The organism is Paraburkholderia oxyphila NBRC 105797 (assembly GCF_000685075.1).
Lineage (GTDB): Bacteria > Pseudomonadota > Gammaproteobacteria > Burkholderiales > Burkholderiaceae > Paraburkholderia > Paraburkholderia oxyphila.
In genome coordinates this window covers 1-25,706 of sequence record NZ_BAYD01000100.1, presented here as the reverse complement: position 1 = coordinate 25,706, position 25,706 = coordinate 1, and the positions used below count along the sequence as shown (strand labels likewise).

Here is a 25,706-nt window from a genome sequence, read left to right as displayed (position 1 = left end):
TCGTGCTCTCAACAACGCCCCTCACGCAACGCCATCACCCAGTCGGGCCGCCCATTGGAGCGCGCCAGATCCGCCGTCGCGTCCCAGTCGTACTCGACCGCATGGAATTCGGCATCCCAGCCTGACTTCGTGCGCGTGACGGTTGCATAGCGCGCGTGCGGCGAACCCGTTTCGATCCGGTGCGGCCACGGCAAGTCGTCCTGATAGGCCTGCAGTCCCACGCTGCCCGGATTGACGACGAGACGCCCGTCGCCGAGCGTCGCGCTGCGCGGCACATGCGTGTGGCCGCAGAGAATCAGCCGCTCGGGGCCGTCGCCCGCGCGGCGCTCGACTTCTGCCTGAGTGGCGGCGCGGCATCCCGCTTCGGTCACGGTCTCGAGAAAGTAGTCGAGATCGTTCTCGGGCGTGCCGTGGACCATGAGCACGTCGTCCGCGATGCACAGCGTCGCCGGCAACTGGGCGATCCAGTCGAGCTGATCGGCGCGCAGCACCGCGCGTGCGAAGCGGTCGGACGCTCCCATGCCCGCGGAATCGCCGGCAAGCAGTTGCCGCTCGTGATTGCCGCGAATGGTGGGCAGATCGAGCGCCATCAGGCGGTCCGCGGTCTCGGCTGGCGAGATCGAGCCGGAGACGATGTCGCCGAGATTGACGATCAGGTCGGCGCCCTGCGAGCGGATATGGCGCAGTACGGCGTCCAGCGCGGGGAGGTTGCCGTGAATGTCCGAGAGTGCGGCGATTTTCATGGCATGGCAATGAGTGGGAGAAGCGCCATTTTCGACGATGCCACCTTGGGCATGCAAGCCAGATGAATCTGATACCGTGCGTCCTGCGCGACGCGGAAACCCGCGAATCGGCACCAACGTGCAATGTTTTGTATCGGCCGTACGCACAGATACATTGGGATACATGGCGCCGCGCGCGCTGCGCTATAAAGCATCCATCGCAATCGACGCATCGAGGAGAACGCAGCATGAATGCAGAGATCCAGCACGGTTCGTGTCACTGCGGGGCCGTGCGCTTCGAGGTCCGCACCGCGCTCACGCCCGCCTCGCGCTGCAACTGCAGCCTGTGCCGCCGCAAGGGCGCGCTCATGTCGCCGCTGTTTGCCGCGGGCGAGCTGACCATCGTGAGCGGCAAAGACGCCCTCACGCTCTATCAGTTCAACACGCGCGTGGCGAAGCACTACTTCTGCCGCCATTGCGGCATCTATCCCTTTCATCAGACGCGCAAGGACCCCGCGCTCTGGCGCGTGAATCTCGGCTGCCTCGAAGGCGTGGACGTTTACTCGCTGGAGGCCGGCCTGAACGACGGCGCGAGCCTTTCGGTGGTGGAGGACGCATGAGGCGGCTCTTTGCGGTGCTCGCGCTGCTGGCGGGCGGTCTTGCGACCGAGGCCGTGCATCCGCTCTCGTGCACGCTCGCCACGCTCACGCGGCGCGAGAAGATCGTGCCGAATGGCGGCCGCAGGTCGCCTGGCCGTGGCCCGGGCGGCACAAGAAGCAGCACAGGCGCCGCCGCGCGCGGAGTATGATCGGCGCATGGAAAAGACCGACCACATTCTGATCGTCGACGACGATCGCGGCATTCGCGAGCTGATTGCCGACTACCTCGAAAAGAACGGCATGCGCGTGACGCTGGCCGCGAACGGACGCGAGATGCGCGCCGCGCTCGAAAACGGCGCGCCCGACCTCATCGTGCTCGATCTGATGCTGCCGGGCGAGGACGGCCTCGTGCTGTGCCGCGACCTGCGCGCGGGGCGCTTTCGCACGGTGCCGGTGCTCATGCTCACGGCGCGCGGCGAGGAGACCGACCGCATCGTCGGCCTCGAAATGGGCGCCGACGACTACCTCGCCAAGCCGTTCGCCGTGCGCGAGCTGCTCGCGCGCATCCGCTCGGTGCTGCGCCGCGCGCGCATGCTGCCGCCCGGCATGCAGGTGAGCGAAACGGCGTCGATGCTCGGCTTCGGCGAATGGCGGCTCGATACCACGGCGCGCCATCTGCTCGACGAGGAGGGCACGCTCGTCGCGCTCTCCGGCGCCGAATACCGGCTCCTGCGCGTGTTCCTCGATAACCCGCAGCGCGTCCTCACGCGCGACCAGTTGCTGAACCTCACACAAGGACGCCAGGCGGACGCGTTCGACCGCTCGATCGACCTGCTCGTGAGCCGTTTGCGGCAGCGCCTGCGCGATGGCGCGCGCGAGCCTCGCTACATCAAGACGCTGCGCAACGAGGGCTATGTGTTCTCGGCGGCCGTGAGCGCGATCGAAGGGCCGCAATGAGTACGGCAAGCCATGATGCGCAGCGCGGCGAGACCGCCGCTGCCGCTGGCGCGCGACGCCATCTCCTGCGCTGGCCGCGCACGCTGTTCGCACGGCTCGCGCTGATCCTCTGCGTGGGCCTCGCGCTCGCGCAGACGCTGTCGGTCTTGCTCACGCTCACCGAGCGCGACGAAACCACGGCCAACATGATGATGGATTACGTCGAGCGCGAAGTGGCCAGCTCGGTGGCGCTACTCGACAATCTGCCGCCGGCGGAGCGTGCCGCGTGGCTGCCGCGCCTCGCGCGGCGCAGCTACACCTTCGTGCTCGGCGCGGGCGTGCCCGGCGTCGCGCCCGACGCGCAGCTCTCGCGGCGCTACGAGGCGGCCATCGAGAAGGGCATCGGCAAGCACTATGCACTCACGGCCAATGCGATTCCCGGCGAGCGCGAGCACCTGCAGGTGCATCTGCGTCTGACCGACGGCTCGCCGCTCACCATCGACGTGCGTCCGCAAACGTCGCTGCCGCTCTCGCGCTGGCTGCCGTTCGTGCTGTTCGTGCAGCTCGTCGTGCTGGCCGTGTGCTGCTGGCTCGCGGTGCGCATCGCGACGCGTCCACTCGATGCGCTCGCGCGCGCCGCCGACGCGCTTGGCCCCGACCTCAAGGCCGAGCATCTGGAAGAGGACGGCCCCTCCGAGGTGGCGCGCGCCGCGCGCGCGTTCAACGCGATGCAGGCGCGCATCGCGGGCTATATGGCCGAGCGCATGCAGATTCTCGCGGCTATTTCGCATGACTTACAAACGCCCATCACACGCATGCGCCTGCGCGTGGACGTCATGGACGACGATGCCCAGAGCACGAAGCTCAGGCAGGATTTGCAGGAAATGGAGCAGCTCGTGAAGGAGGGCGTGGCCTACGCGCGCACGCTGCACGGCGCGGCCGAGGTGCCGATACGCGTGGATCTCGACGCACTGCTCGACAGCCTCGTGTGCGATTACACCGATGCCGGCAGCGACGTGCGCTACGAGACGCGCGCGCCGCTCGCGATGGTCACGCGCGCCCAGGCGCTCAAGCGCATCGTGGGCAATTTCGTCGACAATGCGCTGAAGTTCGCGGGCGCGGCGGAGATTGCGCTCATCAAGGGGCCCGGCGATGCTCAGGTCACGATCTCGGTGCTCGACCGCGGGCCGGGCATTCCCGAGGCCTCGCTCGAAGCGGTGTTCGAGCCGTTCTACCGGCTCGAAACCTCGCGCAACCGCGGCACGGGCGGCACGGGGCTCGGCCTGGCGATTGCACGTCAACTGGCCGTCGCAATGGGGGCGCAGCTTTCGCTGCACAACCGCCCGGGCGGCGGGCTGGAAGCGCGGCTCGTGTTGAATGGCCAGCGCAAGGCCTGAATCGAGGGGCTTTGCGTGCGCGGGAGCTTGGTCCGATAGCACGGCCGAGTGCTTGATTTTCAGCCCCGAGTGGCTTCACTACGTCTGCGCGCCACTCCCTTTGCGCCCGCGCGCCGCCGCTTGCGCCGCGAGACGCGGCGACACCATCTTGCGTCCGCGATGACGAATTTCCTTGCTGAATTCGAGGCATGTTTGTGTCATCAGATCGGGCGAGCGATACACCATGAAGACGTGATAGTCCGGTAATTCATCGCGGATCGGCAGGGGCTTGAGCGCATCGGGATTCAGCGCGAGCGGGCCGGTGCGGCCATAGAACACGAAATCGGACCACACGCTGATGAGGTCCGTGCAGGTGGCGAGCTGAAGCCCCAGCAGGTTCGAGCTGCTCTGCACGACATTGCGCGGCATCTCCAGCCGGTGCAGGCGCATCAGGCTCGCGAGCGGGCTGCCGGGATCGTCGAGTGGGTCGAGCGTGAGCCATTCCGCATCGACGAGCGAGCGGATGCGCGTCGTGCGCGCGAGGGGATGGCCGGGGCGCGCGGCCACCAGCATGCCTACCGAAAAGAGCGGCTCCCACTGAAACGCGCCGGTGCCGGGGCCGCTATTCGTGGAGATGAGCGCCAGATCGAGATGGCCTTCGCGCAGGCCTTCGAGGATCTGCTGCGGGCGCAGTTCGTAGGCGCGGATCGCCACGGCGGGAAAGCGCGCGCGAAACGCGGCGATGGCTTCCGGCAAGGGGCCGCTCGAGGCCACCGCCGAGAAGCCGATATTGAGCTGCGCCTCGGCGTGGCCGCGCATCGATTCGATGTCTTCCAGCGCATGTCGCAGCTCGTGCTCGACGACGCTCGCCCGCTTGACGAGCGCGCGCCCATAATTCGTGAGGCTCACGCCGCGCACGGAGCGCGAGATGAGCGTCACGCCCAGCTCGCGCTCGAGCTCGGCGATCGCCTTGGAAAGCGCGGGCTGCGAGACGTGCAGGCTGCGCGATGCCTCATGCATGCTGCCGTGCTGCGCGAGCGCGAGCAGGACGCGCAACTGGTGCAGTTTCATCCGATGATTTCCTCCAGAGCGTCGCCCGCCGGGCGCTTAGCGGGCTGGTGAGCGTTGGTACTTATCCCGATGGCCGCTGCACGTTGGTTATGACGGCGATTCTATCTGGTTATCACGATGAAAATTTCTCACTTTTTTCAAAAGTGAACCTTGCCTGAATATCACCAGGCGCCTGCCGTTTGCATGGAAGTCAACACGGCCGCATGCGCGCCATGAGCGCATGCCAGGCACGCCGAAGGCGCACGGCGCCTGCCACGAACGCGACGTTCCACCCTGCCTGCGGAGATCCGCCATGAATGACGCTACGCTCAGCGCCGCCGACGACACGGGCGCCATCGCGCACGCCGCCGCTTCCAGCCACGCACCGGCACGCCAGAGCCAGTTCCGCCTCATCGCCGCTTGCTCGATCGGCAATGCGCTGGAAATGTACGACTTCACGGTCTACAGTTTCTTCGCGCTCCTGATAGGCCGGCTCTTCTTTCCCTCGGACAGTCCTTTTGGCTCGCTGCTGCTCGCGGTGGCCACTTTCGGCATCGGCTTCGTGATGCGTCCGCTCGGCGGCCTCGTGATCGGCAGCTACGCCGACCGGCGCGGCCGCAAGGCCGCGATGACGCTCACCATCGCGCTGATGGTGGCGGGCACGCTGTGCATCTCGCTGGCGCCCACCTATGCGCAGGCCGGCGTCTACGGCTCGCTCGTGCTGCTCGCGGGGCGCCTGCTGCAGGGCTTTTCGCTCGGCGGCGAGATCGGCGCGGCCACGTCCATGCTGATGGAGTCGGGCTCGGTGGGGCAGCGCGGCTTTCGCGTGAGCTGGCAACTGGGCAGCCAGGGCATCTCCGCGCTGATCGGCGCGCTCACGGGCGCCATGCTCTACGCCACACTCACGCCGCATGCGCTCGAAAGTTGGGGCTGGCGTCTGCCGTTCCTCGGCGGCCTCGCGATCGCGCCGGTGGGCCTCTATATCCGCGCGAAGCTCGACGAGACGCACGAGGCCGCGCCCGATGCGCCCAGCCCCCTCGGCACGCTCATGCGCGAGCACGGCGGCAAGGTGCTCAAGGGCATCCTCGCGGTGACGGCAGGCACGGTGGGCATGTATCTCGTGGTCTTCTTCATGCCCACCTACATGATTCGCGTGCTGAAGATGCCGCCTTCGCTTTCGCTGCTCTCGGGCTGCGCCACGGGCATCACGATGCTGATCGCCTCGCTCGTCTCGGGGCGTCTCGCAGATCGTCTCACGCGGCGCAAGCCGCTCGTCATGGCCTCGCTCGCTTTCAACCTCATCGCGGTGGTGCCCGCGTTCTGGCTCATGACGCGCTTTCCCAGCGTGCCGCTTGTGCTCGCGCTTTCGGTGCTGCTGACGGCGGCGGCGAATCTCGGCTCGACGCCCATGCTGCTCGTGCTCATGGAGATGCTGCCCGCCTCGGTGCGCGCGAGCGGCCTTTCGGTGATCTACAGCGTGGGCGTGACGGTGTTCGGCGGCAGCTCGCAGTTCATCGTCACCTGGCTCATTGCGAAGACCGGCAACCCGCTTTCGCCTGCGCTCTACATGGTCGCGTGCGGGCTCGTGACGCTGCTCGCGGTCTGGCGCATAGAGGAGCGCCGCGTCGATTGAACACACGGCAGGCGCCATTGCGCCTTCTGAACCCAACCAATATCACAAGGACGCCACCGACATGAAGCGCGATTCCACGCTTACGCCGTTTCAACTGTTGCCCACGCTGCTGCCTGAAATCGAAATCGATGCCGAAACGTTCATCGGCATCCGCCGCCAGATTCATTCGCAGCCCGAACTGGGGTTTGAAGTGGGCGCCACTGCGAAGCTCGTGGCGATGCTGCTCGAGAAGTGGGGCTATGAAGTGCACACGGGCATCGGGCGCAGTGGCGTGGTCGGGCAGTTGAAGGTGGGCACGGGCAAGCGGCGCCTTGGCATCCGCGCCGACATGGATGCGCTGCCCATCGTCGAGAACACGGGCCTGCCGTATGCGAGCCAGCATGCGGGCAAGATGCACGCGTGCGGCCACGACGGCCATACGGCCATTCTCCTTGCGGCGGCAAAGACGCTGGCGGAGCGGCGCGACTTCGACGGCACGCTCAACCTCATCTTCCAGCCCGACGAAGAGAACCTGTGCGGCGCGAAGGCGATGATCGACGACGGCCTGTTCGAGCGCTTCCCGTGCGACGCCGTCTACGCGCTGCACAACATGCCGGGCGTGCCCGCCGGCACGTTCCGCGTGCTCGAGGGGCCAGTGAGCCTGTCCTCCGACGTGGCCGACGTCACGCTCAAGGGCGTGGGCGGCCACGGCGCCATGCCGCACCGCGTGAAGGACCCCATCGTGGCGGCGGCCGCGCTCATCACGGCGCTGCAGACGATCGTCGCGCGCAACGTCGCGCCCGACGACACCGCCGTGGTCTCGGTGGGCTTCATCAAGGGCGGCGCCACCCACAACGTGATTCCGGAGACGGTGACGCTAGGCGTCAACATTCGCGCGGCGCGCCCCGAGACGCGTGAACTCGTGGAGCAACGCGTGCGCGAGATCGTGGCGGCCACGGCGCAGGCTCACGGGGTGGAGGCCCATATCGATTACCGCCAGCTCACTCCGCCGATGGTCAACACGCCCGATGAAACGTCGCTTGCGCAACAGGTTTGCACGGAGCTGGTGGGGGCGGAGAACGTCGTCGTGCAGGCGCCGAAGGGACTGAACGGCAGCGAGGATTTTGCGTGGATGCTCAAGGCCGTGCCGGGCTGCTATATGTTGCTCGGCAATGGCGAAGGCGAGTTCGGCGGCTGCATGGTGCACAACCCCGGCTATGACTTCAACGACCAGGTGCTGCCGCTCGGCGCGGCGGCGTGGGTGCGGCTCGCGCAGCGCTTTCTTGCGGGATAAAAACGTTGTGCTGACGAACGGCTTTCATCATGCTATAGCGTAAGTCGTTCGCGCGCTTATGCGCCTATCCCGCACACGGCGCTTAAGACTCTCTTCAGTTGGGCTTCGTTAAGCGCGTCCCGCCGCGCGATCGATGCGCAGCGAGACGAACGGCAGCTTTTCATCCGAGGAAATCAGGAGCAGGGCGATCTGGTCGAGCGCGGCGTCGGCGCCTTCCTGGGTGCGGCAGACAGTTTCGGCGCTGACGTGCGGGGTGTGCCGTTTGCGTCGAGCCGCAGCGCGCAGGCCGCGCTCATGCGACCGCGCTGGCCTGGATCACGCCGACCGGGCCGCCGGGCGGCTGGCCCGTTTGCTGGCGCGAGCGGCCCGAACTCAAATAAGCCGCGATCGAGTCCTGCGTGATCTCGCCCATCCAGGCGCCGTCGGCATCGAGCACCGGCATCCACGAAGCGCTGAACTGATACATCTTCGAGAGTACGATGCGCAGGTTGTCGTCCACCGAGACGCTGGCCGCGAAGGGCGTCACGCGCTCGCCACACGCGCCGTCGCCGCCGCGCGCCACACGGCGCGTGACATAGCCGAGCGCATGGCCCGCTTCGTCGAGCACGGTCAGATAGCGGCAGTCCGCTTCGTCCATGACCGCGAAGGCGTGCGCGAGCGGCGTGTCCACGCGCGCCGTTTCAGGCTGCGTGGCGGCGTCGCCGGCCTTCACGAGCAGCAGGCGCTTGAGCGTGCTGTCCTGGCCCACGAACTGCGCGACGAATTCGTCGCGCGGGCGCGCCAGCAGCGTGTCGGGGTGATCGTATTGCACGAGCTGGCCGCGCCGGAACACGGCGATGCGGTCGCCGAGCTTGATGGCCTCGTCGATATCGTGGCTCACCATGATCACGGTCTTCTTCAGTTGCCGCTGCATCTGGAAGAACTCGTTCTGGATGGACTCGCGATTGATCGGGTCCACGGCGCCGAATGGCTCGTCCATCAGCAGCACGGGCGGGTCGGCGGCGAGCGCGCGAATCACGCCCACGCGCTGCTGCTGGCCGCCCGAGAGCTCGCGCGGATAGCGCTTCAGATACTGCTTCGGATCGAGTGCGACCATCGACATGAGCTCTTGCGCGCGCTGGGCGCAGCGCTTCTTGTCCCAGCCGAGCAGGCGCGGCACCACGGTGATGTTCTCCTCGATGGTCATGTTCGGGAACAGGCCGATCTGCTGGATCACATAGCCGATATGGCGGCGCAGGTCGACTTCGTCGAGCCCGGACGTGTCCTCGCCATCGATGAGCACGCGGCCCGAAGTGGGCGCGATGAGCCGGTTGATCATCTTGAGCGTGGTGGTCTTGCCGCAGCCCGAGGGGCCGAGGAACACGCAGATTTCGCCTTCTGCCACCGCAAGGCTCACGGAGTCGACGGCGCGCACGGGCTGGCCGTCCTTCTGGGTGAAGGTCTTGGTCAGTTTGTCGAGTTCGATCATGTCTTTTGCACTCCTTTCGGTGTCAACGCGCGCTGCAGCCATTGCAGGAGCAGGTCGGCGACGATCGCGAGCACGCTCACGAGCACCGCGCCCACCAGCAGCTTCATCATGCTGCTCTGGCCGATGGCGCGCAGGATCAGCGTGCCGAGGCCGCCCGCGCCAATCACGGCGGCAATCGTCATCACGCCGATGTTCATCACGACCGCGGTGCGCACGCCCGCGAGAATCACGGGCACCGCGAGCGGCAAGTCCACGAGGCGCAGGCGCTGCCACGAGGTCATGCCGATGCCCGTGCCGGCCTCCTTGATGCCGGCGTCCACGTTGCGCAGCGCGAGCCAGGTGTTGCGCATGATCGGCAGCAGCGAATAGAGGAATACCGCCGTGATCGCCGGCACCGCGCCGATGCCCTGGCCGAAGCGCGAGAAGAACGGAATCATGAGGCCGAACAGCGCGATGGACGGCAGCGTGAGCACGATGGTGGCAAGCCCGAGCAGCGGGCCCGCGAGCCACTCGTGACGGTTGATGACGATGCCGAGCGGCACGCCCGCCACGATTGCGCAGCCCACGGCAATGCCTACCAGCCAGATGTGCTGCAAGGTGAGCTGCAGCAGCTCGGGCCAGCTCGAAGCGAGATAGTCGAATACGCTCATGAGATCTCCTTCAAGGCAGCTGATGCGTGCGCAGGAAGGCGTCGGCCACGTCGCGCGGCGACTTGCCGTCGAGGTCCACGGCCTTGTTCATGTCCTGCATCACGTCGTTGTTGAGCGCCGCCGAAAGCGCGTTGAGTTGCGCCGCGAGCTTCGGGTTGTGCTCGAGCGCTTCCTTGCGCACCACGGGCGTGGCGTTGTACGGCGGGAAGAAGTGTCGGTCGTCATCGAGCGGCACGATGCCGAAGCCCTTCACGCGCCCATCGGTCGTGTAGACGAGGCCGATCTTCAACTGGTTGTTGTGCAGCGCCGTGTAGACGAGCCCGGGGTCCATCTGCTTCATCTGCGAGCGGCTGAACTGCATGCCGTAGGTTTCCAGCAGCGGCTTGAGGCCATCGGGGCGGTTCGCGAATTCCGCGTCCATGCCGAACACGATGTGCTTCGCGTCGGGGTGGGTCTTCAGATAGTCGGCGAGCTGCGAAACCGTCTTGATGCCGGAGGCCTGCGCGAACTGGCTGGGCAGCCCGATTGCGTAGGTGTCGTTCAGCGGCGAGGCATCGAGCCAGACGAGCCCGCGCGGCACATCGAGTGCCTTGACGCGCTGGTACATATCCTCGGGCGAGAGCTTGTCCTTGAGCTTGTCGTAGACGAGCGCCGCCGTGCCCGTGTAGTCCCACACGAGATCGAACTGGCCGTTTTCCAGCGCGCTGCGCATGAGCGTGCTGCCGAGCCCGGAGCGCACTTCCACGTCGTAGCCGCGCGAGCGCAGGTATTGCGCCGTCACTTCCGCGAGCACGTATTGCTCGGTGAAGTTCTTCGCGCCCAGCACGAGTTTGGCGGCGAACGCCGAAGAGCTTGCGGCCACGCACAGCGTACCCACGGCACACAGACGCGCGATCGATCGCATCGTACTGCGAAATGTGAACAAAGCGGTGGGAAAGGCGATCATGCGGCACCTCCGCGGCGCACGATCCACTGGCGGCTGCCGGCCGCGACGATGCCGTCGAGCACGAGCGCGAGTATTGCGGTGAGCGAGGCGCCCAGCAGCAGCAAGGGCTGGTTGTCGAGATAGATGCCGGGGAAGATCAGCGAGCCGAGGCTGTCCGCGCCAATCAGGTAGGCGAGCGGCGCCGTGCCCACGTTGATGGCGAGCGCCGTGCGCACGCCGCCGACGATGATCGGCAGCGCGTTGGGCAACTCCACGCGGGTGAGCGACTGCCAGCCGGTCATGCCGATGCCTTTGGCGGCCTCGCGCAGCGCCGCGGGCACGTTTTTAACGCCTTCGTAGGTGTTGCGCGTGATGGGCAGCAGCGAGGCGAGGAATAGCGCGACGATGGCGGGCACATCGCCGATGCCGAAAATGCCGAGCGCGATGGCGAGCACGGCGAGCGACGGAATCGTGTTGCCGATGTTGAAGATCTGCATGAAGCGCTCGGCCTGGCGCTGAAACCGCGGCCGGCTCAGCATCACGCCGGCAGGCACGCCCACGACGATGGCGAGCGCCATGGACCAGGCAACCAGCAGCATGTGCCGGCACGCGTAATAAGCGAGATCGCCCGCATGGCTGCGAAACGTTTCGGCGCCGATTCCGCGGGCGAGCGCCCATGCGATGACGGCTATGGCTATCAGGCTGCCCAGCAGTTGGACAGTGCGTCGAGTCATGAAGATACGCCCCCTCGATCTCGGTGCGGCGCGCACAAGCGCACACGCCGCGAAGACGCCAGATGGCGCCGCGATGGAAGTTCGTAATCCCGGCATGGCCGCGATTGAACTGACGGAAACAGTCCTTGCCGGCCGCAACGATGTGCGACGGGCAGTCGAGTGAACGCGCTAGTGCGTTCGTCTGATTGTCATGTTCAGCCCAGCGACGCAATGAAACGGCACGTGCGCGCTGAAGCAGGGCACCGTCCTGCGAGGACGGCATGGATGCGGAGGGCAGAGGCCCAAGCCGCTGGGGCCGGTGGCCCCTTTGATGTGGCAAAACGGATGCGTACGCAACGAAGTGCGAAGTTGCACTACCGCAGTTACATCACGTCTCGCACGAGATCATGCTTTTTGTGAATGAAGGCTGAGTATAGGGCAATCGATTGAGCGCGTCTACCTTGGGGATCGATCGATATGATTGACATCGTGGTCAACGATCGCTGCAAATGTGCCTGAACGTGTCATATCGGGTAAATAATCTGGATGACGAAATAAATCGGATGGGTATCAATTCCCGATTGAATCGAGCCCTGCTTTTCGCGGCCAATTGTCGATGAGGGGGCGCGAGCCAATGAACGTTGCCTCGCGCACGCGCGCTACTTCTCGCGCTTCATCCCCGCGACGCTGAGCGTGCGCTCGGCCAGCACGGCATCGCGTTTGGCGAGCAGGTGGCCGCGCAGGATCTTCGAGAGTGCAGGCCCGTTGCGCGCCTCGAGCGCGGCAATCATGCCTTCGTGGTCGCGTATTGCGCTGTCCCACTTCGCAGTCTGGAAGTTGGAGCGAAAGCGCAGCGCCTGCAGGCGCCGGTTCAGCGTCACGTAGGTCTGGCGCAGCGCCGCGTTGCGCGCCGCAACGTTGATGAGGTCGTGAATCGCGTGATTGCGCGAGTAGTAGCCGGACAGGTCGTTCTGCGTGCGGCACAGCAACATCGCCGCGTGCAGCGCCTTGATTTGCGCGAGCTCCGTTTCGCTGATGCGCTCGCAGGCGAGTTCGCCCGCGAATGCCTCGAGCCCGCTCATGAGCTCGAACATGTCGCGTATCTCGGCTTCGCTCAGCTGCGCAACGGTCGCGCCACGGTTTGGCGAGATCTCGATGAGCCCTTCTGCGGCGAGCACCTTGAGGGCCTCGCGCAGCGGCGTGCGCGAAATGCCCAGCACTTCGCACAGCTTGCGCTCGTTGAGCTTCACGCCGGGCGCGAGCTGCCCCTCGACGATGAATTCGCGCAGGTGGTCGACCACCGTGTCGTGCAGGCGCTGGCGAGCGAGCTTCGGCAGCGCGAGCTCCGGCGCGTCAGGTTGTGCGGACGCGAGTTGCGCGTCCGGAATGTCTGCATTTTGCATACGAGACCCCATCGTCCAACTTGCCCTCATTCTAGCCTGGCTGCCGCCGGCGCCTGGTTGCGCCGCACTGCCGGGTTTCCCCTGGGCCGATTCCGGCCAATTTCACCTTGCATCTGCTCAACGGTGCACTAAAGTATTTTGCATGCAAAATGCCATTTCAGCTGAATCGGGTGGCATCGACTGAAGTACTTCCGACCTTCCTTGAACGTGGGACCTCTTCATGCTGAAACTCGACTTCCATCCCGCCGGCCGCCATTTCCTGCAGATTCCCGGCCCGAGCCCCGTGCCCGATCGCATCCTGCGCGCGATGAGCTATCCGACCATCGACCACCGCGGGCCCGAGTTCGGCGCGCTGGGGCTTTCGGTGCTGGACGGCATCAAGAAAATCTTCAAGACCACGCAGCCCGTGGTGATCTATCCCGCTTCGGGCACCGGCGCGTGGGAGGCGGCGCTCACCAACACGCTCTCGCCCGGCGACGCAGTGCTGATGTACGAAACCGGCCACTTCGCGACGCTGTGGAAGAAGATGGCGGAGAGCCTGGGCCTGAAGCCCGAGTTTCTCGGCCTGCCCGGCGTGGAGGGGTGGCGGCGTGGCGTGCAGGCGGACATGATCGAGGCGCGTCTGCGCGCGGACACGGGCCATGCGATCAAGGCAGTCTGCGTCGTGCACAACGAGACCTCGACGGGCGTGACCTCCGATATCGCCGCCGTGCGCCGCGCCATCGATGCGGCGGGGCACCCGGCGCTCTTCATGGTGGACACGATCTCGGGCCTCGCCTGCGCCGACTACCGGCACGACGAGTGGGGCGTTGACGTGACCGTGTCGGGCTCGCAGAAGGGCTTGATGCTGCCGCCTGGCATCAGCTTCAACGCGCTTTCGCAGAAGGCGCTGGAGGCGAGCCGCGAAGCGAAGCTGCCGCGCGCGTTCTGGAGCTGGGCCGAGATCGTTGAAATGAACAAGGACGGCTACTGGCCCTATACGCCCAATACGAACCTGCTGTACGGCCTCTCGGAAGCGCTCGAGATGATTCTGGGCGAGGGGCTCGACAACGTGTTCGCGCGCCATCGGCGGCTGGCGGCCGCGTGCCGCGCGGCGGTAACGGCATGGGGGCTCGAAATTCAATGCGTGGACCCGGCCGTGTATTCGCCGGTGCTCACGGGCGTGGTCATGCCGGAAGGCGTGGATGCAGACGCGGTGCGCAAGCTCATCTACGAACGCTTCGATCTGTCGCTGGGCACGGGGCTCGGCAAGGTGAAGGGGCGCATGTTCCGCATCGGCCATCTCGGCGACTGCAACGACCTCGCGCTGATGGCGGCGCTCGCGGGCTGCGAGATGGGGCTGCGGCTCGCGGGCGTGACGCTGCGCGCGAGCGGCGTGGGCGCGGCGATGGACTACCTCGCGCAGCATGAGAGCGCGCCTCGGCTGAAGGCGGTGGCGTGAGTTCACGCCTCGCTAGTGTGCCTATGCACGCAAACCGCGACGATCCGATGCACGACGTTTGAACGCCCGACGTTTCGACCGACTATCCGATGCTCACGTCCACACCCAAACCGCTCGTTCAGCCCATCCGGCTCATGCCCGCATCCGCGCGTGCGGCGCTCACCCCGCTCGCCGCGCGGCTCACGCGCGAATTGCGCGGCGACGTGCTGTTCGACCGCGCCTCGCGCGGCCGCTACGCCACCGATGCGTCGATCTACCAGATCATGCCCATTGGCGTGGCGGTGCCGCGCGATCAGGACGATCTGCGCGTTGCGCTCGACATCGCCCGCGATACGGCTGCGCCGGTGCTGGCGCGCGGCGCCGGCACGAGCCAGTGCGGGCAGACCGTGGGCGAGGCGCTCGTGATCGACACGAGCAAGTGGCTCAACCGCATCGTGGCCTTCGACGCCGAGGCGCGCACCGTGACGGTCGAGCCGGGCGTCGTGCTCGACCATCTCAATGCATGGCTCAAGCCGCACGGCCTGTGGTTTCCGGTGGACGTCTCCACGGGCGCGCAATGCACGATAGGCGGCATGGCCGGCAACAACTCGTGCGGCTCGCGCTCGATCGAGTACGGCATCATGGTGCACAACGTAGCCGCCATCGATGCGGTGCTCGCAGACGGCCACGAGACCGTTTTCGGAAAGTTGTCCGAAATGTCGGGCGATGCGCACACACGCGCGCTCGTCTGGGGCGTGCGCGCCATTGCCGAACGCGAGCGCGACGAACTGCGCGAGCGTGTGCCGAAGGTGCTGCGCCGCGTGGCCGGCTACAACCTCGATCTGTTCGATTGCCAGAACCCGCTCGCGTTCGAGCGCGACGGCGAGCCGAATCTCGCGAACCTGCTGGTGGGTTCCGAGGGCACGCTGGCGTTCAGCCGCCAGTTGACGCTGCGCCTCGCGCCACTGCCGCGCCACAAGGCGCTGGGCGTGGTGAACTTCCCCAGCTTCTATGGGGCGATGGATCTCACGCAGCACATCGTCAAGCTCGGGCCGAGCGCGGTCGAACTCGTCGATCGCACGATGATCGACCTTGCGCTCGACAATCCCGCGTTCCGGCCCGTGATCGAACGTGCGCTGGTGGGCGCGCCGCAGGCGGTGCTGCTGGTGGAATTCGCGGGCGACGATCGCGAGGTCCAGCTTGCGCGCCTCGCGCAGCTCGTGGAGCTGATGGGCGATCTGGGCCTGCCCGGCAGCGTGGTCGAGATGCCCGACGCGGCCGCGCAGAAAGCGCTCTGGGACGTGCGCAAGGCGGGCCTGAACATCATGATGAGCATGAAGGGCGACGGCAAGCCGGTCTCGTTCATCGAGGATTGCGCGGTGCCACTCGAGCATCTGGCCGATTACACGAGCCGCCTGACCGAGGTGTTCCATCGCCACGGCACGGAAGGCACGTGGTACGCGCATGCGAGCGTGGGGACGCTGCACGTGCGCCCGATACTCGACATGCGTCGCGACGGCGCGCAGAAGATGCGCGCGATTGCCGAAGAGGCCGCTGAGATGGTGCGCGAGTACAAGGGCGCGTTCTCGGGCGAGCACGGCGATGGCCTGTGCCGTGGCGAATGGGTTGCCTGGCAGTACGGACCACGCATCAATGCGGCGTTCGCCGAAATCAAGGCGCTCTTCGATCCCGCGAACCGCATGAGCCCGGACCGCATCGTCCATCCGCCGAAGATGGACGAGGCCGCGAACTTCCGCTTCGCGCCCGGCTACCGCGAGCGCGCGTGGCGGCCCGCGCTGGACTGGTCGGCGTGGAATGTCACGCGCGATCCGCTGACGGGCGCCGAGGGCGCGCCGGGTTCGGGCGGCGACGCGAGCGAGGGGCTGGCGAAGGCCGTCGAGATGTGCAACAACAATGGCCATTGCCGCAAGTTCGACGCGGGCACGATGTGCCCGAGCTATCGCGTCACGCGCGACGAGCAGCATGTCACGCGCGGGCGTGCGAATACGTTGCGGCTTGCCTTGTCGGGGCAGCTGGAATCCATGGAGAGCGCTGGCGGCCCCACGAGTGGAGAGGCTGAAGGCGGTCTGGCGAGCCGCGCCGTCAAGGACGTGCTCGACCTGTGCGTGTCGTGCAAGGGCTGCAAGCGCGATTGCCCGACCGGCGTGGATATGGCGCGCCTGAAGATCGAGGCGCGCGCGGCATGGCAGCGCGCGCACGGCCTGGACCTGCGCGAGCGGCTCGTTGCGTACCTGCCGCGCTATGCGCCGCTCGCGAGCCGCGTGCCCGGCGCGCTGCCTGCAATCGAGCGCTTGCCGCGCCTGGCGGCATGGCTCAAGCGCCGTATCGGCTTCGCGCCGGAGCGCGCGTTCCCGCGCATCGTGCGCCCGTTCACCGGGACGGCCGAGGCGATGGCGAATGACGCGGCGAAGGCTTCGACAGCAGGCGAGGTGCTGCTCTTCGTCGACACGTTTAGCAACTACATCGAGCCCGGCATCGCGCGCGCCGCCAAGCGGGTGCTGGAGGCGGCGGGCTACACGGTGCGCCTGAACACCGTGGCGGGCGAGCGCCCGCTCTGCTGCGGACGCACGTTTCTAGCGGCGGGTCTCGTCGACGAGGCCAAGGCCGAGGCGCGCCGCTCGCTCGATGCGCTCATGCCCTGGGTCGAGCGCGGCGTGCCCATCGTGGGGCTGGAGCCCTCGTGCCTGCTCACGCTGCGCGACGAATGGACTGCCTACGGTTTCGGCGAGGCCGCCACGAAGCTCGCGCGCCACGCGCTGCTCTTCGAGGAATTCCTCGTACGCGAGCACGCGGCGGGGCGCCTCGACCTCAAGCTCCATGCGCTGCCTGAGGCACGCGCCGTCGTCCACGGCCATTGCCACCAGAAAGCGTTCGACGCGTTCACGCCGGTGCAGACGGTGCTCGGCTGGATCCCGGGGCTCGCGCTCGCGCCGGTCGAATCGTCGTGTTGCGGCATGGCGGGCAGCTTCGGCTACGAGCGCGAGCATTACGCAACCTCGCTCGCGATGGCGGAGCTGGCGCTCTTGCCCGCGGTGCGCGCCGCGCAGGCAGCGGGCGACGCGCTGGTGGTCGCAGACGGCACGAGCTGCCGCCATCAGATCGCCGATGGCGCCAGTGCGCGCGCACTGCACGTTGCCCAGGTGCTGGAGCGCGCACTCAGTCCACCGCGCTGAATCGCCTGCGAGCGGCACAGGGTGGCAGCCACTGCGCCCGAAACAGAAGTCGAAACATCCGGAGTCCTGAAGTACCCGCCGCGAGGCGAAGCGGGCTGCGAGCGCACGTCTCGCGCCGCGCCAGAACACTTCCAGCAAGGAGACGATGATGTTGCGCCGAGCCACCACACGCGTGCTGCTATTGCTGTGCGCGATGTACCTCATCACCTATGTCGATCGCGTCAACGTGAGCACGGCTGCAAGCCAGTTCGCGGCCGAGCTTCATCTCTCGCATACCGAGGTCGGCATCGTGTTTTCCGCCTTCGCGTATCCGTATCTGCTGTTCCAGATCATCGGCGGCTGGGTGGGCGACCGCTTCGGCCCGCGCCGCACGCTGGCCGTCTGCGCCGTGATCTGGGCCGGCGCCACCGTGCTCACCGGTCTCGCGAGCGGTTTCGCCTCCATGATCGTGGCGCGCTTGCTGCTCGGCCTCGGCGAAGGCGCGACGTTCCCCACCGCCACGCGCGCGATGTCGAACTGGATGCCGGCGAACCGGCGCGGCTTCGCGCAGGGCACGACGCACGCCGCCTCGCGCATCGGCAATGCCATCGCGCCGCCGCTCATCGTCTGGCTCATGCTGATGTCGGGCTGGCGCGGTGCGTTCATCGTCACGGGCGTCGCGAGCTTCATCTGGGCCATGCTGTGGATCTGGTACTTCCGCGACGATCCGCGCGCGCATCCGCGCATCACCGCCGCCGAATGCGAAGGGCTCGAGCGCTTTTCCGGCGCGAAGGAGCGCGCACCTGTGCCGTGGCGGCGGCTCGTCGCGCGCATGTCACCGGTCACGGCCGTGTACTTCTGCTATGGCTGGGTGCTGTGGCTGTTCCTCGGCTGGATTCCGCAGTACTTCCTGCACAACTACCACATGCACCTGGCCCAGTCGGCGCTGTTCGCCTCGGGCGTGTTCTTCGCGGGCGTGCTGGGCGACTGGCTCGGCGGCTCGGTCACCGACCGCATCCTCAAGAAGAGCCGCAACCTGCGCCTCGCGCGCAACGTGATGGTGGGCGTGTGCATGCTGCTCACGCTGCTTTCGCTCGCGCCTATCCTGCTCGTGCAGAACGTGACGGTGACGCTGGCCGCGCTATGCCTGAGCGCGGGCTTCTTCTTCAACGAGATGACCATCGGGCCGATGTGGGCCGTGCCCATGGACATCGCGCCCAGGCACGCTGGCACCGCGAGCGGGATCATGAACACGGGCTCGGCCGCGGCGGCCATCGTGAGCCCCGTGGTGGGCGGCTGGCTGATCGACCGCACCGGCAACTGGAACCTGCCGTTCACCGTGTCGATGGCGATCATGGCGCTGGGCATCGTGCTCTCGTTCACGATGCGCCCGGACCGCGCGCTCGACAGCGCGGAGGGTTCGGTCGACGGTGCACATGCACACACGACGGCCTGAGCCTGCGGGCGGGGTGGTCAAACGTGGCGCGCGGAGGTGGGCGCGCCGTTCCAGGAAACGATCCCTCTGCGAGGAACGCGCATGAACGACGATACCGCCACCTACGGCGCCATTCAAACTGAGCGCACCGGAAGCGACGGCGCGATCGCCATCGTGACGATCGATCGCCCCGCAAAGCTCAATGCGCTCACGCGCACGCTCTGGCGCGCGCTTGGCGACACCTTCGAGGCGCTTGCCGCCGATGACAGCTTGCGCTGCATCGTGCTGCGCGGCGCGGGCGAAAAGGCGTTTTCGCCCGGCAACGACATCGGCGAGTTCGCCACCGACCGCTCGAACGTCGAGCAGGCGCGTGCATACGGCGCGCTCATGCATCGCACGCTCGGGCTGATCGACGCGTGCCCGGTGCCCGTGGTCGCGATGATTCACGGCATTTGCGTGGGCGGCGGGCTGGAGCTGGCGGCGCTGTGCGATTTGCGCATCTGCGGCGAGTCCAGCCGCTTCGGCGCGCCCATCAAGAACCTCGGGCTCGTGATGGCGCATGCCGAACTCGAAGCGCTGCTGCGCCTCGCAGGCGAGGCCGTGGCGCTGGAGATCCTGCTCGAAGGCCGCATTCTCGACGCGCGCGAAGCGTTTGCCAAAGGCCTCGTCACGCGCGTGGTGCCCGACGCCGAGGTGAGTGCGGAGGCGCTCGCGGCGGCACAGCGCATTGCGGCGGGCGCGCCGCTCGTCGCGCGCTGGCACAAGCAGTTCGTGCGCCGCGCGCGCAACCCCGCGCCGCTCACGCAGGCCGAGCGCGACGAGGGTTTCGCGTGCTACGGCAGCGAGGATTTCCGCATCGGCTATCAGGCGTTTCTCGCGAAAGAGACGCCACAATTCAAGGGACGCTGAGAGATGGAAGACACGCGACGCAGCGAATCAAACGCGCACGCACGTACGGGGCCGCTCGCGGGCATGAAGGTGATCGAGCTTGCGCACATCATGTCGGGGCCGGTCTGCGGCATGATGCTCGCCGACATGGGCGCCGAGGTCATCAAGGTGGAGAAGATGCCGGGCGGCGACGACTGCCGCCGTTTCGCGCCAATCCTCGCGAGCGGCGAGTCCGCCTCGTTCATGATGGTCAATCGCGGCAAGCGCGGCATCGCGCTCGACCTGAAGACCGAGGGCGGCCGCGCCGTGCTGCGGCGTCTGCTCGCGAGCGCCGACGTCGTGACCGAGAACTACCGGCGCGGCACGATGGAAAAGCTCGGCATGGGCTACGAAACGCTGAAGGCCGAGAACCCGGGGCTCATCTATTGCGCGATCTCCGGCTACGGACGCAGCGGGCCGTACGCGGACAAGGGCGGCTTCGACCTCATCGCACAGGGCATGAGTGGCCTGATGAGCATGACAGGCGAGCCGGGGCAGGCGCCGATCAAGGCGGGCTCGCCGGTCACGGACATCAACGCGGGCATTCTGGCGGCGCTCGGCATCTGCGCCGCCTGGGCGGGCCGGCAGCGCACGGGCCGCGGGCAGATGGTGGATACTTCGTTGTTCGAAGCAGGTCTGCAGCAGATGTACTGGGCGTTCGCCAACTACTTCGCCGATGGCACTGTGCTCGAAAAAGCCGGCTCGGCCAATCCCACGAGCGCGCCTTATCAGGCGTTCGAAACGCGCGACGGCTGGGTCAACGTGGGCGCGGCGAATCAGAGCAATTACGAGCGGCTGGTTGCGGCGCTCGCCATCCCCGGGCTCGCGGACGACGCGCGCTTTGCCACCAACGCGGGGCGTCTCGCGCATCGCGCTGCGCTCGTGGAGATCCTGAGTGTGCGCCTGCGCGAGCGCACCACGGCGCAGTGGCTTGCGCTCTTCGACGAGATCGGCTTGCCGTGCGGCCCGGTGCTCAGCGTGCCCGAGGCGGCCTCGCACGAGCAGGCCATCGCGCGCGGGATGATCGTGCAGACCGGGCATCCGGTGAGCGGGCAGTTCAAGGGCATAGGCTTGCCGATCCACTTTTCGGAGGGTCCGACAACGCACGCGCGTCCCGCACCGCTGTACGGCGAGCACACCGTCGAGGTGCTGCGCGAATATGGCTACGACGAAACGCGGATTCACGCACTCGAAGCGGAAGGCGCGGTTGGCGTGGGGCGCTGAGGCTGGCGGCGATTGCAGGCGAGGCTCCTCGTCACTCAGTGCGCGCCTGCATGGGGATTGATGAACGCCATTCATGAACGCATGCGGTTTATCCACCTTTATCCGATGGGCGCGCTGGTTTCTAATGAGCGTTCTGGCCGTCGATCCGACGTGCAGCCACTTTGGAGTTTGGGGTTATGGATTATCGCTATCTGGGCCGCAGCGGCCTGAAGGTTTCGCCGTTGTGTCTCGGCGCCATGATGTTCGGCGGCGAAACCGATGAGGCGACGGCGAGGCGCATCATCGACAAGGCCTTCGAGCAGGGCGTCAACTTCATCGATACCGCCGACGTTTACCACGCTGGCCGCTCCGAAGAGATCGTGGGTCGCGCCATCGCGGCGCGCCGCGACGACTGGGTCGTGGCAACGAAGTTCGGCTATCCCGCGGGCCCCGCGCAGGGCCCCAACCAGCAGGGGCAGTCGCGCAAATGGATCTTCCAGTCGGTCGAGGCGAGCCTGAAGCGTCTGAACACCGACTATATCGACGTGCTCTATTTCCATCGCGCCTTGCCCGATCTGCCGCTCGAAGAGGGCGTGCGGGCGGTGGGCGATCTGATCCGCCAGGGCAAGGTGCGCTATTTCGGGCTTTCCAATTTCCGCGGCTGGCGCATCGCTGAAGTGGTGCGCATCGCGGACCAGCTCGGCATCGAGCGGCCCGTTGCGAGCGAGCCGCTCTACAACATCGTGGACCGCAGCGCCGAAGTCGAGCAGCTGCCCGCCGCCGCGCATTTCGGCCTGGGCGTGGTCCCGTACAGCCCGCTCGCGCGCGGTGTGCTGACCGGGAAATATGTGGTGGACGCGCCGCCGCCCGCGGACAGCCGCGCGGGGCGCGGCGACCGGCGCATCCAGCAGACGGAGTGGCGTGCCGAGTCGTTGCACATCGCGCAGCGGATTGCGGAGCACGCGGCTCAGCGCGGCACGACTTCGGTTGCGTTCGCGCTCGCGTGGGTGCTCAACAACCGGCTCGTGAGCTCGACGATCGCGGGGCCGCGCACCGAGGCGCATTGGGACAGCTACGTCGAAGCGCTGGCGCTTCAATTGAGTCCTGAGGACGAGCAGTTCATTGACAGCCTCGTGCCGCCGGGCCATGCGTCGACGCCGGGCTATACCGATCCCGGCTATCCGGTCGAGGGCCGCAAGGCTGGCTGAGCGCGGCCGGGTCAAACCCGGCCGTGAACGACTACGAGCGCTTGCGGTGCGGCGCATCGGCGCCTTGTGCTTCACGAGGTAAGCGGGGGAGGCCACGATGCGATTTTCAGATCGGACCCGATGCGCACCGCGATCATGTCCTTGGCGACCTGGTCGTGTTGATGGCCACCGGGCTGGCCCGGAAAGGCACCCATTGCCGCGCCTGCGCCTTCATGGAATTTGACTCACGGCAAACGCCATCGAAATTTCAGAACGCTGCTCGTTGCTTAAGCGCGTTCTGAATGCTTTGAGATCGCAGTTTGCTTAACATCGGCGCCCGCAGTCGCAGCCGAACGCGCGACTGAACTTGCTGGCCCTGATGGAAGATTCCGCGACCATGTCCACGCCTCCAACCCCCGAAGTCAGCGGCGATACGTTCGCCGCCGCCGAAGCCGCCTGGCAACGCGGCGAGACCGAAACCGCGCGCGCCATGTGCGAGCGTCTCATTGCCGCCGGCCCGCACGACGCCGATGCACTGCATCTCGCGGGCCTCCTCGAGATCGGGCGCGACCGCCTGGCCGCAAGGGCGCTGATCGGCCGCGCGCTTGTGGCGCGCGAGGACCCGGTGTTTCTGGTGGGCTTCGCCATGACCTGCGCTGGTGCCGCCGAGCGGGACATGGCCATCTACGCGTTGAAGCGCGCCCTCGAACTGCGGCCGGGCTCACCCATCGCGCTGAACAACCTCGGCCACCTGTACGGCGAAGCGGGCGACGCCGCGCGGGCGTCGGAATTGTTCGAACGCGCGCTCGCGCTGGCGCCGCAGCATGCCGCGATCCACTTCAACTACGGGACCATGCTGTTGAACGCCAACGAGCTCGACCGCGCGGAAACCATGCTGCGTCGCACGGTGGCCCTCGCGCCGGGCCACGCGAACGCCTGGAACAATCTCGCGAAGGTGATGCTGGCGGGCAAGCGCGTCACGCAAGCGCTGGCCGTGCTCGAACACGCGCGCACGCTCGCGCCGGACTCGGTCGAGATCCTCACGAATATCGGCGCGATCCTGAGCGGTGGGACGCGCATCGACGAAGCCAGGGTTGCGCTCGAGCGCGCGATCGAACTCGATCCGCAACGGGTCTCCGCGTGGAGCAACCTGGGCAACGTGCTGCTCAAGCTCGCCCGGCACGACGAGGCGCGCCGCGCTTACACGCGCCGTCGAACTGAAGCCGGACTTTGCCGATGCGCATATCAATCTCGGCAACGCGTGCAGCAAGGCCGGCCGGATCGACGAGGCCATCGCCTGCTATCGTCGGGCGATGGCCTGCGATCCCGCCCACATCGGCGCAAACAGCAATCTGCTGTTCTCGCTGATGTTCGCCGTGGACGACGGTCATGCGATCCGCGTCGAGGCCGAGCAGTTCTCCGCGCGGCACGAGGCGGCGCTGCTGGCCACGAGCGCGGGCGCGCGCCATGCGAACACGCCCGACACCGCGCGGCGCCTGCGCATCGGCTATGTCTCGCCGGACTTTCGCAACCATTGCCAGTCGCTGTTCACGACGCCGCTCTTTGGCCACCACAATCACGCGGCCTTCGAGATCGTCTGCTATGCGCTGAGCGCACAGCGCGACGACGTCACCGCGCGCCTCGCGAGCTACGCGGACGTCTGGCGTGACGTGTGGGAGTTCGACGACGCACGCCTTGCGCAGCAAATTCGCGACGACGGCATCGACATTCTCGTCGACCTCACGATGCACATGGACGGCGCGCGGCGCCTGTTGTTCGCGCGGCGGCCCGCGCCTGTGCAGGTGGCGTGGCTCGCATACCCGGGCACGACGGGCAGCCCGTCGATTGGCTGGCGCCTGACCGACCCGTGGATCGATCCGCCTGATGACCCGCGCGTGGACGACCAGTACACGGAGCGCTCGCTGCGCTTGCCGGACGCCTTCTGGTGCTACGACGCACTCGCGCCTGGCGTGGAGGGGAACGCGTTGCCGGCACTTTCGGCCGGGCATATTACATTCGGATGCCTGAACAATCCATCCAAGCTGACCGATGCCACACTGTCGCTCTGGTCCGGCGTGTTTGCGGCGCTGCCCGATGCGCGGCTTGTGCTGCTGGCGCCTCCCGGCGGGGCCCGTGAGCAGCTTGCCGAGCGTCTGGCCGCGCACGGCGTCGATCCGGCGCGCGTGAGCTTCGTGGGATTTCAATTGCGCGCCGACTATCTTCGGACTTACCACCAGATCGACATCGCGCTCGACACGTTTCCAGCCAATGGCCACACCACGAGTCTCGACGCCTTGTGGATGGGCGTGCCGGTTCCCACCCGTTATGGCCGCACGGCGCTGAGCCGCGCCGGGCTTTGCCTGCTGGCCAATCTGGGTTTGCGGGAGCTGGCGGCGGACAACGAAGCGGACTACGTTGCCATCGTGACGGCGCTTGCGCGCGATCTGCCTCGGCTCGCCGCACTGCGCGCGGAACTGCGCGCGCGCATGGAGGCTTCGCCGCTCATGGACGGCGCGCGTTTCGCGCGCAACGTGGAGGCCGCTTATCGGCACATGTGGGAGGCGTGGTGTGCGGATGTGCGCGACGCGCCATCCGCCCGTTTGCCATAGCGTGAAGCGCTGGCCTCACGCAACGATGGCTGGATGCGCCTGCACTGGGCCGCCCAGTTGCTCGCGATGCGAAGGGGGCTGTCGACCGTCGATATCGGTAATGCCATATTCGCGCGCGAGCTCGGCGCCCACGAGCACGAGGCCCGACTTCTGCTCGCGTTGCGGATCGCGATAGAGTGCATCGACCAGGCGTCCGGTGAATTGCGGGCTTTCCGCTAGCTCGCTGAAACCGGCGTACTGCTCGGGATGCGCGGCGATCACGCGTGCGGTGCGCTCGGTCTGGAGCATGCCCATCCAGATCGACACTGCTGCCACGTTGAAGGGGCGCAGGTCCACTGCCATATCTTTCGCGAATTTATCCACGCCGGCTTTTTGTGCGCCGTAGGCCGCGCCGTGCATGTAGCAGCTTGCACCGAACGACGAGGTGAAGGCGATCAGGCCGTCGCGTTGCGCGGACATCAAGCGTGCTGCGTGCCAGCTCGCGATGTAGGCTGAGCGCAGGCCTACGTTCAGGATGTTGACCATTTCCATTGGCTTTTCCCAGAATGGTGCGGGGCGGATGAGTTCGTCGTGGAGGACGGTTGCGTTGTTGACTAGCACGTCGAGGCGGCCTTCATCGTCGCGGATGCGTGCGAAGGCGGCTTCGACCTGGGTGTCGTCGGCGTGGTCGCAGGCGAGGGCGATGCCTCGGCCGCCCAGGCGGGTGATTTCTGCAGCTGTCGCGTGGATGGTGCCGGGGAGGGGCGCGTCGCCTTCATGCTGGGAGCGGCCTGTCACGTAGACGGTGGCGCCAGCGGCGCCTAGTGCGAGGGCAATGCCTTTGCCTGCGCCGCGCGAAGCGCCAGTTACGAGGGCAATGTATGGGCGGGATTGTTTGGACATGCCTGGGTGCTCCATGATTGTTGTTAGGGGGCCGCAAGATGCGGCGGGATTATGGTTCGGGTGAAGAAATTTTCAAATTTTATTTTTTATTTTGGAATTCTAATTTTTTGTGAGTTATGGGA

General features: G+C 66.8%; 22 protein-coding genes and 2 pseudogenes. 15 read left to right on the top strand and 9 right to left on the bottom strand.

Annotation, left to right across the window (positions count from 1 at the left end; all coding sequences use genetic code 11):
- Positions 1 to 8 precede the first annotated feature (8 nt).
- The gene (locus BO1_RS38340; RefSeq protein WP_028222100.1) at positions 9 to 743 is read right to left on the bottom strand and encodes a metallophosphoesterase family protein; all 735 of its coding nucleotides are present in this window, start codon (positions 741 to 743) and stop codon (positions 9 to 11) included.
- A 227-nt stretch (positions 744 to 970) separates the two neighbouring features.
- Here BO1_RS38340 and BO1_RS38335 point away from each other — a divergent pair, with 227 nt between their 5' ends.
- Genes BO1_RS38335 through BO1_RS38320 form a run of 4 tightly spaced genes read left to right on the top strand, consistent with a single transcriptional unit; the run spans position 971 to position 3,654 of the window.
- Positions 971 to 1,342 (top strand): GFA family protein, encoded by a 372-nt coding sequence (locus BO1_RS38335; protein WP_028222099.1) that lies wholly within the window; start codon positions 971 to 973, stop codon positions 1,340 to 1,342.
- Complete coding sequence (locus tag BO1_RS54525) at positions 1,339 to 1,530, top strand: hypothetical protein (RefSeq protein WP_043288355.1); 192 nt, start codon at positions 1,339 to 1,341, stop codon at positions 1,528 to 1,530. Before BO1_RS38335 ends, BO1_RS54525 begins: the two co-directional genes overlap by 4 nt.
- Before the next feature lie 7 nt (positions 1,531 to 1,537).
- On the top strand, positions 1,538 to 2,278 hold the full coding sequence (locus BO1_RS38325; RefSeq protein ID WP_028222098.1) for a response regulator: 741 nt from the start codon (positions 1,538 to 1,540) through the stop codon (positions 2,276 to 2,278).
- Positions 2,275 to 3,654, top strand: coding sequence for an ATP-binding protein (locus BO1_RS38320; protein WP_084688565.1), 1,380 nt, complete (start codon positions 2,275 to 2,277; stop codon positions 3,652 to 3,654). Before BO1_RS38325 ends, BO1_RS38320 begins: the two co-directional genes overlap by 4 nt.
- 78 nt (positions 3,655 to 3,732) lie before the next feature.
- On the opposite strand, the gene BO1_RS38315 is transcribed toward BO1_RS38320, so the two are convergent.
- On the bottom strand, positions 3,733 to 4,704 hold the full coding sequence (locus BO1_RS38315; protein ID WP_028222096.1) for a LysR family transcriptional regulator: 972 nt from the start codon (positions 4,702 to 4,704) through the stop codon (positions 3,733 to 3,735).
- Positions 4,705 to 4,996: 292 nt separating this feature from the next.
- Between BO1_RS38315 and BO1_RS38310 the strand changes: the two genes are divergently transcribed.
- Positions 4,997 to 6,316, top strand: coding sequence for an MFS transporter (locus tag BO1_RS38310; RefSeq protein WP_028222095.1), 1,320 nt, complete (start codon positions 4,997 to 4,999; stop codon positions 6,314 to 6,316).
- Between the two features lie 61 nt (positions 6,317 to 6,377).
- On the top strand, positions 6,378 to 7,589 hold the full coding sequence (locus BO1_RS38305; RefSeq protein WP_028222094.1) for a M20 aminoacylase family protein: 1,212 nt from the start codon (positions 6,378 to 6,380) through the stop codon (positions 7,587 to 7,589).
- A 292-nt stretch (positions 7,590 to 7,881) separates the two neighbouring features.
- Here BO1_RS38305 and BO1_RS38300 read toward each other — a convergent pair whose 3' ends face one another.
- From BO1_RS38300 to BO1_RS38275, 5 genes are all read right to left on the bottom strand, one after another.
- Positions 7,882 to 9,057, bottom strand: coding sequence for an osmoprotectant ABC transporter ATP-binding protein OsmV (locus BO1_RS38300; protein ID WP_028222093.1), 1,176 nt, complete (start codon positions 9,055 to 9,057; stop codon positions 7,882 to 7,884).
- A complete protein-coding gene (locus BO1_RS38295; RefSeq protein ID WP_028222092.1) occupies positions 9,054 to 9,707 on the bottom strand; it encodes an ABC transporter permease in 654 nt (217 codons plus the stop codon). The genes BO1_RS38300 and BO1_RS38295 overlap by 4 nt, the downstream gene beginning before the upstream one ends.
- Positions 9,708 to 9,717: 10 nt before the next feature.
- Positions 9,718 to 10,653, bottom strand: coding sequence for a glycine betaine ABC transporter substrate-binding protein (locus BO1_RS38290; protein WP_167338430.1), 936 nt, complete (start codon positions 10,651 to 10,653; stop codon positions 9,718 to 9,720).
- Positions 10,650 to 11,366: an ABC transporter permease gene (locus BO1_RS38285; protein ID WP_028222090.1), complete on the bottom strand. Its 717-nt coding sequence runs from the start codon at positions 11,364 to 11,366 to the stop codon at positions 10,650 to 10,652. Before BO1_RS38285 ends, BO1_RS38290 begins: the two co-directional genes overlap by 4 nt.
- A gap of 638 nt (positions 11,367 to 12,004) precedes the next feature.
- Positions 12,005 to 12,748: a GntR family transcriptional regulator gene (locus BO1_RS38275; protein ID WP_028222089.1), complete on the bottom strand. Its 744-nt coding sequence runs from the start codon at positions 12,746 to 12,748 to the stop codon at positions 12,005 to 12,007.
- Positions 12,749 to 12,968: 220 nt separating this feature from the next.
- On the opposite strand from BO1_RS38275, the gene BO1_RS38270 reads away from it, so the two are divergent.
- The 6 genes from BO1_RS38270 (at position 12,969) to BO1_RS38245 (ending at position 22,114) form a co-directional block, all read left to right on the top strand.
- Positions 12,969 to 14,189 carry a pyridoxal-phosphate-dependent aminotransferase family protein gene (locus BO1_RS38270; RefSeq protein WP_028222088.1) on the top strand — a complete coding sequence of 407 codons (1,221 nt, stop codon included), beginning with the start codon at positions 12,969 to 12,971 and terminating at the stop codon, positions 14,187 to 14,189.
- 89 nt (positions 14,190 to 14,278) lie between these two features.
- Positions 14,279 to 17,362: an FAD-binding and (Fe-S)-binding domain-containing protein gene (locus BO1_RS38265; RefSeq protein WP_028222087.1), complete on the top strand. Its 3,084-nt coding sequence runs from the start codon at positions 14,279 to 14,281 to the stop codon at positions 17,360 to 17,362.
- A 145-nt stretch (positions 17,363 to 17,507) separates the two neighbouring features.
- Positions 17,508 to 18,797, top strand: a complete 1,290-nt coding sequence (locus tag BO1_RS38260; protein ID WP_028222086.1) for an MFS transporter — start codon at positions 17,508 to 17,510, stop codon at positions 18,795 to 18,797.
- 81 nt (positions 18,798 to 18,878) lie between these two features.
- Positions 18,879 to 19,685 (top strand): enoyl-CoA hydratase/isomerase family protein, encoded by an 807-nt coding sequence (locus BO1_RS38255; RefSeq protein ID WP_028222085.1) that lies wholly within the window; start codon positions 18,879 to 18,881, stop codon positions 19,683 to 19,685.
- A 3-nt stretch (positions 19,686 to 19,688) separates the two neighbouring features.
- On the top strand, positions 19,689 to 20,927 hold the full coding sequence (locus tag BO1_RS38250; RefSeq protein ID WP_245644009.1) for a CaiB/BaiF CoA transferase family protein: 1,239 nt from the start codon (positions 19,689 to 19,691) through the stop codon (positions 20,925 to 20,927).
- Between the two features lie 176 nt (positions 20,928 to 21,103).
- Positions 21,104 to 22,114, top strand: coding sequence for an aldo/keto reductase (locus BO1_RS38245; RefSeq protein WP_028222083.1), 1,011 nt, complete (start codon positions 21,104 to 21,106; stop codon positions 22,112 to 22,114).
- A 247-nt stretch (positions 22,115 to 22,361) separates the two neighbouring features.
- Here the strand turns inward: BO1_RS38245 and BO1_RS59760 are convergent, their stop codons facing one another.
- Positions 22,362 to 22,634 (bottom strand): hypothetical protein, encoded by a 273-nt coding sequence (locus BO1_RS59760; protein ID WP_052409758.1) that lies wholly within the window; start codon positions 22,632 to 22,634, stop codon positions 22,362 to 22,364.
- On the opposite strand from BO1_RS59760, the pseudogene BO1_RS62170 reads away from it, so the two are divergent.
- The 3 genes and pseudogenes from BO1_RS62170 to BO1_RS59750 all read left to right on the top strand — a co-directional run.
- Positions 22,584 to 23,243, top strand: a pseudogene (locus tag BO1_RS62170) (tetratricopeptide repeat protein); the annotation flags it as partial. The gene BO1_RS59760 and the pseudogene BO1_RS62170 sit on opposite strands and share 51 nt — an antisense overlap.
- Positions 23,161 to 23,379 (top strand): annotated as a pseudogene (locus BO1_RS62165) (hypothetical protein); the annotation flags it as partial. The pseudogenes BO1_RS62170 and BO1_RS62165, both read left to right, overlap by 83 nt.
- Positions 23,380 to 23,406: 27 nt before the next feature.
- Positions 23,407 to 24,702 carry an O-linked N-acetylglucosamine transferase, SPINDLY family protein gene (locus BO1_RS59750; RefSeq protein ID WP_245644007.1) on the top strand — a complete coding sequence of 432 codons (1,296 nt, stop codon included), beginning with the start codon at positions 23,407 to 23,409 and terminating at the stop codon, positions 24,700 to 24,702.
- A gap of 15 nt (positions 24,703 to 24,717) precedes the next feature.
- Here BO1_RS59750 and BO1_RS38230 read toward each other — a convergent pair whose 3' ends face one another.
- A complete protein-coding gene (locus BO1_RS38230; RefSeq protein WP_028222082.1) occupies positions 24,718 to 25,584 on the bottom strand; it encodes an SDR family NAD(P)-dependent oxidoreductase in 867 nt (288 codons plus the stop codon).
- Between the last annotated feature and the right edge of the window lie 122 nt (positions 25,585 to 25,706).